6 protein-coding genes and 1 pseudogene are annotated in these 9803 nt (G+C 67.0%); 4 read left to right on the top strand and 3 right to left on the bottom strand.

Annotation, left to right across the window (positions count from 1 at the left end):
* Nucleotides 1-120: 120 nt before the first annotated feature.
* Nucleotides 121-333: a hypothetical protein gene (locus ABZU74_RS16200; RefSeq protein WP_355423809.1), complete on the bottom strand. Its 213-nt coding sequence runs from the start codon at nt 331-333 to the stop codon at nt 121-123.
* A 28-nt stretch (nt 334-361) separates the two neighbouring features.
* Here ABZU74_RS16200 and ABZU74_RS16195 point away from each other — a divergent pair, with 28 nt between their 5' ends.
* Complete coding sequence (locus ABZU74_RS16195) at nt 362-3430, top strand: RHS repeat-associated core domain-containing protein (protein ID WP_355423806.1); 3069 nt, start codon at nt 362-364, stop codon at nt 3428-3430.
* Between the two features lie 15 nt (nt 3431-3445).
* On the top strand, nt 3446-3973 hold the full coding sequence (locus tag ABZU74_RS16190) for a hypothetical protein (protein WP_355423803.1): 528 nt from the start codon (nt 3446-3448) through the stop codon (nt 3971-3973).
* 487 nt (nt 3974-4460) lie between these two features.
* Here ABZU74_RS16190 and glgB read toward each other — a convergent pair whose 3' ends face one another.
* Nucleotides 4461-6563, bottom strand: a complete 2103-nt coding sequence (gene glgB / locus ABZU74_RS16185) for a 1,4-alpha-glucan branching protein GlgB (RefSeq protein ID WP_355423800.1) — start codon at nt 6561-6563, stop codon at nt 4461-4463.
* Between the two features lie 194 nt (nt 6564-6757).
* Nucleotides 6758-8806, bottom strand: a pseudogene (locus ABZU74_RS16180) (maltotransferase domain-containing protein); the annotation flags it as partial.
* A 247-nt stretch (nt 8807-9053) separates the two neighbouring features.
* Here ABZU74_RS16180 and ABZU74_RS16175 point away from each other — a divergent pair.
* Nucleotides 9054-9293, top strand: a complete 240-nt coding sequence (locus ABZU74_RS16175) for an AbrB/MazE/SpoVT family DNA-binding domain-containing protein (protein ID WP_355423797.1) — start codon at nt 9054-9056, stop codon at nt 9291-9293.
* Nucleotides 9294-9330: 37 nt separating this feature from the next.
* On the top strand, nt 9331-9738 hold the full coding sequence (locus ABZU74_RS16170) for a type II toxin-antitoxin system VapC family toxin (protein ID WP_355423795.1): 408 nt from the start codon (nt 9331-9333) through the stop codon (nt 9736-9738).
* Nucleotides 9739-9803: the final 65 nt, after the last annotated feature.

Genomic DNA, 9803 nt, shown 5'->3' with positions numbered 1-9803 from the left:
GACCGCCAAGGACTACACCAGCGGCGCCTACGTCTGGCAGACCACCGCACGGTCGACCTACGACAGCTACGGCCGGGTCACCGACTCGTACGACGCCAAGGGCAACAAGACCACCAGCGGCTACACCATGAACGCCGTCAAACTGGTGACCGCCACGTCCACCACCAACCCCGCCGGGCACGGTAGCTCCGCCACGCTCGACACGAAGCGCGGGATGTCGCTGGTCAGCACCGACGCCAACGACATCGTCACCACCCAGCAGTACGACGCACTCGGCCGCGCCACGTCGGTGTGGTTGAACTCGCGCCCCACCAGCGTCGCGGCGAACCACAAGTTCGCCTACACCGTCTCGAAGACGGGCGTGTCCGCCACCACCACGCAGACCCTGAACAACTCCAACGGCTATCAGACGTCAGTGACGATCTATGACGCGTTGCTGCGCACGCGGCAGACTCAGTCGATCACCCCGGCTGGCGGCCGGATGATCACGGATACGTTCTACAACACCCGTGGTGGGACTCGCGCGACCTACAACGGCTGGTGGGACGACGGGTCATTGCCGACGGTCAGCACGCCGGTCTCGGCGGCGGACCTGGGCAAGCAGGTCCCGAATCAGACGTTCACCACCTACGACGGCCTAGGCCGGGCGGTCGTCGTCACCAACGCGAAGAACGGCGTGACCGTCTCGACGACGACCACCGTGTACGCCGGTGACCGCACGACCGTTGTTCCGCCTACCGGCGGGGTCGTCTCGGCCACCCTCACGGATCCGCTCGGTCGGAAGAAGGAACTGTACGAGTACAGCGCCCGTCCGACGGTGACGACTCCGGCGGACACCTTCACCGGGATGTTCACCGTCACCGGTGGTACCGCGACGGTCAGTAAGTACGGCTACGACGAGCACGGCAACCAGTCGACGCTCACCGACGCGAGCAACAACGTGTGGACCTCGACGTACAACCTGCTTGGTCAGGTTGTGGGCAAGGTCGACCCGGACGCCGGAACCAGCAGCATGAGCTACGACGCCAACGGCAACCTCGAACAGTCCACTGACGGGCGCGGCAAGACCGTTTCCTTCACCTACGACGCGCTGGACCGTAAGACCGGTGAGTTCGCGGCGACGGTGGCGAACCAGTCCACGGCCAGCCAGCGGGCGTCCTGGGTGTACGACAACAGCAACAGTGTCGCGGGGGTCACCAACGCGCTCGGGAAGCTGACCACCACGACCGCCTACCGTGGCGGGCAGGCGTACGTCACGCAGCAGGAGGCGTTCAACGTCTTCGGCAGCTCTCTCGGTGTGACCGTCACGATCCCGGACACCGAGGGCGCTCTCGCTGGGTCGTACGCGTTTGGGCACACCTACTCATCAGTGCTGGGCCTGCCCCTGACCGACACCTATCCGGCCAAGGGCAGCCTGCCCTCGGAAACCGTCCTGCACGGTTACACCGGGGTGCTGGACCTGCCCACCACCCTTGGCGGGTTGACCGGCTATGCCAACGGTGTCAGCTACGACGCCTACGGCCGAGTCGACCAGCAGACCCTCGGCACCGGTACCAACCTGGCGTATGTCACCAACACCTACGACCCGCACACCTCGCGGCTGACCAACCAACTCGTCACCCGTAGCACCGCTACTCCGACAAACGTCGATGAGCAGGAGTACCGGTACGACCTGGTCGGCAACATCACCCGCAAGATCAGCAAGCGGCTGGGTGCCACCACCCCGGCGGAGACCCAGTGCTACGGCTACGACGGCCTGGCGCGGCTCACCGAGGCGTGGACCGGCACCGACGCCTGCGCCACCGCACCCACCGACGCCAACAAGTCCATGGTCGGCAACACCATCGGCGCCGGTAGCGCCTACTGGACCAGCTGGCAGATCGACCTCATCGGCAACCGCACCAAGCAGGTGGAGCACAACCTCGCCGGCGGCACCGACACGACCACCACCTACGCCTACAACGGCAACGGTCAGAACAAGCCGCACACCCTGACCTCCACCACCACGACCGGCGGGGCAACCGGCACCATGTCGTACACCTACGACAACGCCGGAAACACCACCGCCCGCAACGCCGCCCAGGGCAACCAGACCCTCACCTGGGACGACGCCGGCAAACTCACCGGAGTCACCGGCGGCACGAGCGGCAACAACACCTTCGTCTACGACGCCGACGGCAACCTGCTCCTACAGAAGGAACCAGGCAAGAACACCCTCTACCTGCCCGGACAGCAACTCACTCTCAACACCACCACCAGCGTTGTCACCGGCAGCCGCTACTACGCCCTTCCCGGTGGCGGCACCTGCATCCGCACCGGCAGTGGCACGGCATACACCTTCGCCATCGACGACCACCAGGGCACCCCGACCCTCTACCTCGACAGCACCGCCCAGAACCCGACCTGGCGGCAGTACACCCCCTACGGCGCACCTCGAGGCGCCACCATCACCGCACCCGACAACCACGGCTTCCTTGACAAGCCCATGAGCCCAACCGGACTCACCACCGTGGGCGCCCGCTCCTACGACCCGCTCGCGGGCCGATTCATCTCCATCGACCCGCTTCAAGACGCGACCCAGCCGCAGCAATGGAACGGATACTCGTACGCCAACAACACCCCGGTGACGTCCAGCGACCCCACCGGGATGATCCCCGATGACTGCAAGTACTTCGACTGCTACGGCTACGACGTCAAGAAGGGCTGCCCGGGCGGATGCGGCTCCACCGATAACGTGACCTATGGCAAGAAGAACAAGCTAACCAGCACCAAACAGAAGCGCGGAAAGTACGTGCCGCCGCCCAGCCAAAGCCCGAAGCCAAAGAAGAAGGAGTGCTCGGCTTGGTCCTGGGTGTGCAATGCGAGCAATAAGGTGCAGAAGGCTTACCATGCGACCGGGGATTACCTCTCCGAAAACTGGGGGACCATCAGTAAGGGTCTGATCGTTGTCGGAGGTGTTGTTTGCATCGTTGCGTCCGCAGGCGCCTGCACCGTGGTCGCCGGTGCCGTGCTTGCTGGCGGGATATTCGTCGACGGGTATAAGAATGACTGGGAACTTGGCAAAATGGACTGGAAGTCTCACGCGATAGATGCTGCGTTCATTGTTGGCGGAGCAGGCCTTGCCCGTGGTGCGGCGGGATCTGGTGCAGCGTTTTGGCGAGAGGTCCCCTGGAAGCTCAATCCCTCGATAGGCGCGAAAATGCCAACCCGTACAAGCGCGCTCGGGGACGCGGTACGGTCCCGAGCACCCGTGCCTCTGATCAACGCAGGTTATATGGCCGACGACGCCATTGCCGCCTTCCCTGCTCTGAGCTACGCTTCCGCTCGCACCAAGCAGATGGTAAACAACTTTGATCTTGGTGCTAGCATGACTGGCCTGTCTGCCAACGCCAGTATGTGGGCCGGAGCGAACGGCGCAGACATCTGGTGAGGAGCTGAGACGCGTATGAGAAACAAGCTGAACTGGGTGGGCGGCTTTCTGATTTGGCTGCTGTTCGGCTTTATGATGCTCATGTTCAGCCTAAATCCAGCGAATGGGTGGAGTGGGCTCATTGCTGTCGCCAGCTTTTTTGCGGTGATCTGCTACTTGATCTCGCTGACGACGATGTTCTCTTTCGTTAAGCCGACACATGAATCGCTTCTGATTGTCAATCCTGGAGTGCGGGTGATCGTGCCATGGGATCGCGTTAAGGGAGTTGACTCAGGGAACGGTTTGGTGGTCAGCATGGTAGGTCATCGAGACGTGGCCTGTTACGCCTTCCAGGGCTCACTGTTGGGAAGGTTGTGGGGGAGTCGGAGGAATGTTCGTGCAGCTGATGCTATCGAGGTGTGGAGAAAGAGAAACGCTGACTCGGCGTCTGGCGGCAAAATTTACTCAGAGGTTCCTTGGGCGCGCCATCTGATTTGGTTTGCCGTTGGTTGGTCCGTCTTTGCTGGAGGGATCCCGATTCTGGCTCGGCTACTTCAGTCATGAGCTAAGCTAAGAAGTGCCTTGCGATGTCCGAGACGTCACGCAATGGAGCGGAGTTGCAGCGGGTGGTTCGCTTTGCGATTCGCCTGGGCCGAGGTGTGTTGGATCTGTGTTGACAAGCGCCGGCTGTAGCCGGCAGGGACCGAAATTCACCCTGCCGGCTACAGCCGGTCGCGCCGTCTTTGAGCCCAACCAAAGAAGGCTGCTAGGTGAGAAGGCTAGAGTGTGGGACCCGAAGAGCAGCCTGGCAGTCAGGGTTCTGGACCGTCTTTAGTCGGTGAAGTCTAAAGTGCCCACGGTCCTAGCGGCGCCGGTGATCCGACGAGGCGGCAGGGATAGCAAGGAGACGACGACCGTTGAGCTAAAGGCTCTTGACGGACACGGTTCTCTGGCAGGGCGACGCCTGGGGGTAGATGGCCGTCGACGGGCTGAACGAGGACCTGAAGAGCAGGCGGAACGACAGGGCTGGGCCCTTACGGGTCTCGCCCCGTCAGCTTCGGCGGAGCCAGACGGCGCCCAGCGGCGGCACCTGGAGCGCCGCCGACGCCACCATCCCGTGCCACGGCACGTCCTCGGCGCGCACCTCACCCAGGTTGCCTACCCCCGACCCGCCATAGTGGTGCGCGTCGGTGTTGAGCACCTCGGTCCACATCCCACCGGCCGGCAGGCCGATCCGGTAGTCGTGCAGCGGCTCGGCGGAGAAGTTCGCCACGCAGACCAGCGTCGAACCGTCCGGGGCGATCCGGACGAACGACACGGTGTTGTTGGCGACGTCGTCGCCGGCGATCCAGCGGAAGCCCGCCGGTTCGGTGTCCTGTGCCCAGAGCGCCGGAGTGTCCCGGTAGACCCGGTTGAGGTCACCGACGAGCCGTTGCACGCCGGCGCGGGCCGGATCGTGCAGCAGGTACCAGTCGAGGCCGCGCTCCTCGCTCCACTCCCGGTCGTCGGCCAGTTCGGAACCCATGAAGAGCAGCTGCTTGCCCGGGTGCGCCCACATGTACGCCAGCAGCGCCCGCACGTTCGCCAGTCGCTGCCAGGTGTCACCGGGCATCTTGCCGGCCAGTGAGCCCTTGCCGTGCACCACCTCGTCGTGGCTGATCGGCAGCACGTAGTTCTCGCTCCAGGCGTACGCCAGGGAGAAGGTGAGCTGGTGGTGGTGGTGCTGGCGGTAGATCGGGTCCTTGGAGGTGTAGAGCAGGGTGTCGTGCATCCAGCCCATGTTCCACTTGAAGCCGAAGCCCAGCCCACCGTCGGCGGTGGGGCGGGTGACCCCTGGCCAGGCGGTGGACTCCTCGGCGATCATCACGACGCCGGCGTGGTGCTTGTAGACGGTCGCGTTCACCTCCTGCATGAGCGCGATGGCCTCCAGGTTCTCCCGACCGCCGTACTTGTTCGGGGCCCACTCGCCGTGGTTGCGGGAGTAGTCCAGGTAGAGCATCGAGGCGACAGCGTCGACCCGCAGCCCGTCAACGTGGAACTGGTCGCACCAGTAGAGCGCGTTGGCGACCAGGAAGTTGCGGACCTCGTTGCGGCCGAAGTCGAAGACGTACGTGCCCCAGTCGGGGTGCTCGCCGCGCCGCGGGTCCGGGTGCTCGTAGAGCGGGGTGCCGTCGAACCGGGCGAGCGCCCACTCGTCCTTGGGGAAGTGCGCGGGCACCCAGTCCAGGAGTACGCCGATGCCGGCCTCGTGCAGCCGGTCCACCAGGAAGCGGAACTCGTCCGGGTCGCCGAACCGGGAGGTCGGCGCGTAGTAGCCGGTCACCTGGTAGCCCCAGGAACCGCCGAACGGGTGCTCCATCACCGGCAGGAACTCCACGTGCGTGAAGCCCAGCTCGGTGACGTACGCGGTGAGCTGCTCGGCCAGCTCGCGGTAGCCCAGCCCGGGCCGCCACGAGCCGAGGTGCACCTCGTAGACGCTCATCGGTTCCTGGTGCGGCTGCCGTTCGGCCCGCCGGGCCAGCCAGTCCGCGTCGTTCCACCGGTACGTCGAGTGGTGCACCACCGAGGCGGTGGCCGGCGGCACCTCGGCGTACGCGGCCAGGGGGTCGGCCTTGTCCCGCCACTGCCCGTCGGCGCCGAGCACCCGGTACTTGTAGCGGGCCCCGACCCGGGCGTTGGGAACGAACAGCTCCCACACTCCGCTGGAGCCGAGCGACCGCATCGGCCAACCGTCGTCGGGGCCCCAGCCGGTGAAGTCGCCGACCACCCGCACCCCACGGGCGTTGGGCGCCCAGACGCTGAACGCCACGCCCTCGTCGAAGACCCGGGCGCCGAGCGCCTCCCACAGTCGCTCGTGCCGGCCCTCGCGGATCAGGTGCAGGTCCAGCTCACCGAGTGTCGGCGGGTAGCGGTACGGGTCGTCGTGGGTGGTGCCGTCGACCTCCACCCGGTAGTCGAGCACGGTGCCGTCGACCTGCGCCTCGAAGACGCCCACGTCGTGCACCCGCTTCATCGGGTGCCGCTCGTCGCCGACGAGGAGCACGACGTCGCCGGCGCCCCGGCGCATGGTGCGGATCGTCGTCGAGGAGTCGGCGGGGTGCGCGCCGAGCAGCGCGTGCGGGTCGTGCGTCGCGCCGGTGATCAGCTGGTCCATCTGGCGTCCTTCGGGGCGGCGTCGGTCGGTGCGGTATCGGTGCGGGCGGCGTCGCCCGGTGCTCCGGTCAGCCTGCGGGACGCGGGCGTTTGGGAGCCGGACCGGCGGGGCGGGGTCGGGACGGGGGCGGACCGACGGGGCGCGGTCGGCACCGGTGGAGTCGGCGCGGGCGTAGTCGGTGCGGGCGCGGTGGGCGCGGGCGCGGTTGGCGCGGTACCGCCGGAGAGGTCGTCGGGAATGTCGGCGACGGTCAGCTCCGCCGCGACGGTCGCGGCGGGCGCCGGGGCGGCGGGCGGGGTCGGGCGGCGCACCGTCAACACGTGCGCGGGTTGCAGGTACGGGTCGAGCCGGACCGCATTGCGTTGACCCCAGTCGTAGCTGGTGCCGGTCAGCTCGTCGTACACGGTGAACCGTTCGTGCCAGTCGAAGCCGAGCGCCGGCATGTCGAGGGTGGTGTTGCCCCACTGCACGATCCGCGGGTCGAACGAGCAGATCACGATGACCGTGTTGCCGGTCTCCGGGTCGTGCTTCGACCAGCAGAGCAGCGCCGGGTTGTCGATCTCGTGGAAGCGCAGGTTTCGCAGCTGGTGCAGGGCCGGGTTGTCGCGGCGTACCCGGTTGAGGGTGGTCAGGAACGGCGCCAGCGAGCGGCCCTGCGCCTCGGCGCCGGCCCAGTCCCGGGGGCGCAGCTCGTACTTCTCGTTGTCCAGGTACTCCTCGGCGCCCGGCCGGGCTACGTGCTCGAACAGCTCGTAACCGGCGTAGAGGCCCCAGGAGGGGGAGAGCAGCGCGGCCAGTACCGCCCGGATCTTGAACATCGGCGGGCCGCCGTGCTGCAACGACTCGTGCAGGATGTCCGGGGTGTTCGGCCAGAAGTTCGGCCGCATGTAGTCGGCCGCCTCGATCAGCTCCTCGCAGTACGCCCGCATCTCGGCGGCCGTCGTGCGCCAGGTGAAATAGGTGTACGACTGGGTGAAGCCGATCTTGCCGAGGCCGTGCATGATGGCCGGCCGGGTGAACGCCTCGGCCAGGAACAGCACGTCCTCATCGACCGCCTTCACCTCGGCGATCAGCCTGTGCCAGAAGTCGAACGGCTTGGTGTGCGGGTTGTCCACCCGGAAGATCCGAATGCCCTCGCCGACCCAGTGCAGCACCACCCGCAGCACCTCGGCCCGGATGCCCTCCGGGTCGTTGTCGAAGTTGACCGGGTAGATGTCCTGGTACTTCTTCGGCGGGTTCTCCGCGTACGCGATGCTGCCGTCGGCCCGGGTGGTGAACCACTCCGGGTGCTCGGTGACCCACGGGTGGTCCGGCGCGCACTGCAACGCCAGGTCCATCGCCACTTCCAGGCCCTGTGCCGCCACCGCCTGGATGAAGGCCCGGAAGTCTGCCGGCGTACCCAGATCGGGGTGGATCGTGTCGTGGCCGCCCTCGGCGGCGCCGATCGCCCACGGCGAGCCCACGTCGGTCGGCCCGGCGGTGAGCGCGTTGTTGCGGCCCTTGCGGTTGACCCGGCCGATCGGGTGGATCGGCGGCAGGTAGAGCACGTCGAAGCCCATCGCGGCGACCCCCGGCAGCCGCTCGGTGGCGGTGGCGAAGGTGCCGGACCGGCCGCCCGCCGCTCCTTCGGAGCGCGGGAAGAACTCGTACCAGGCCGAGTAGAGCGCCCGCTTGCGGTCAACCCAGATGGTGTACGTGTCACCGGCGGTGACCAGCTCCCGCACCGGGTGCTCCCAGAGCAGGTCGGCCAGGGCCAGCGCCGGGTCGACCCGCTGCGCCACCGGCAGGTCGGTGTCGACGAGCGCGGTGAGCGCGTCGGCGACCCGGGGCCGGTCGGCGGACGGGACGAGGCCCTGGGCGGCGGCGAGCACCCGCGCGCCCTCGGCCAGGTCGTTGGCCAGGTCCTCCGGGCCCTGCCCGGCGGCGATCTTCTTAGTCACCGCGTTCTGCCACGTCAGGTACGGGTCCTGGAACGCCTCGACGGAGAACGTCCACTCGCCGACGGCGTCCGGTGCGATGGTGGCGTGCCAGCGGTCCTGGCCGGGTTCGCCGGGGCGCATCCGGGTGAACGGTCGGCTCGCGCCGTCCGGACCAGCCCACACCACGTTGCAGCCCAGCGCGTCGTGCCCCTCCCGGTAGGCGCGCGCCGACACCGGAACCGGTTCGTCGACCACCGCCTTGGCCGGGTATCGCCCGCACGAGACGACGGGGGAGACGTCTTCGATCGGGAACCGTCCAGTCACCCCGCCAACCTACTGCGCGAGATCCGTTCGCGCGCGGCCAAGCCTGCCGGTCCGCCCCACACCTGGGATCGCACGCCAAGATCCGCGCACTTTCGGGGAAGGTGCTGCGTCAAGGCGTCGCGAGGCAGCAGTTTCCCCGAAGTTGTCCGGCTTCTCGCGGAGCGGCCGAGGGGGAGCCTGCGCATCATGTGTGATGCGTCTGTAGCAGTGTCGCGTATCATGTATGACACGTGACAGGGGGTCGGGGATGCGGTTGAATAGCAAGGGCCAGGTCACCATTCCGGCGGCGTTGCGGGCCCAATACAACCTGCATGAGGGCGACGAGGTTGATGTGGTTGAGGAGGGCGGTGCCCTCCGCATCGTTCGAGTTCATGGTGCCGAAACCCGGGGCCGGCGTCTTGTCGGCCACATGCGTGGCCGGGGCAGCGCCAAGGAGACCGAGCACATGTCCACCGAGGAGCTGATGGAGATGCTGCGTGGCGAGTGACCGGCTCCGTGCCGTGCCGCCGCGTCCACCTGACGCCGTGACGACCCTGGTCGACACCAATGTGCTGCTGGACATCCTCACCGATGACCCCAAGTGGGCCGATTGGTCCGGGACCGCCCTCGCCGAGGCCCGCGACGCGGGCAATCTGGTGATCAACCCCATCGTGTACGCCGAGGTGTCGGTCCGTTTCGACCGCATCGAAGAGCTGGACGAGGCGTTGCCGGCGGGGGATTTCCTTCGCGAGGAGCTGCCTTACCTGGCGGGCTTCCTCGCCGGCAAGGCGTACGCGCGATATCGGAGGATGGGCGGCGTGAAGCGATCGCCGCTTGCCGATTTCTACATCGGCGCGCATGCGGCCGTGTGCCGATACAACCTGCTAACCCGTGATGGGGCGCGATACCGCACGTACTTCCCGACCCTGACGCTGACCACACCGGGCGAGTGACCGCCCGTGGGCCATCGCTAGGTCGTGGGGCACGCGGCCGCCGCAAGATCTACACGCGTTCAATA

It is taken from the genome of Micromonospora sp. NPDC005171, assembly GCF_040608575.1.
Classification (GTDB): domain Bacteria; phylum Actinomycetota; class Actinomycetes; order Mycobacteriales; family Micromonosporaceae; genus Micromonospora.
This window is presented reverse-complemented; position numbering and strand designations above follow the sequence as displayed.

Excerpts from the sequence above, each read along its gene's own strand:
- ABZU74_RS16175 (WP_355423797.1), top strand. The coding sequence starts at position 9,054 with ATGCGGTTGAATAGCAAGGGCCAGGTCACCATTCCGGCGGCGTTGCGG.
- ABZU74_RS16190 (WP_355423803.1), top strand. The coding sequence starts at position 3,446 with ATGAGAAACAAGCTGAACTGGGTGGGCGGCTTTCTGATTTGGCTGCTG.
- glgB (WP_355423800.1), bottom strand. The coding sequence starts at position 6,563 with ATGGACCAGCTGATCACCGGCGCGACGCACGACCCGCACGCGCTGCTC.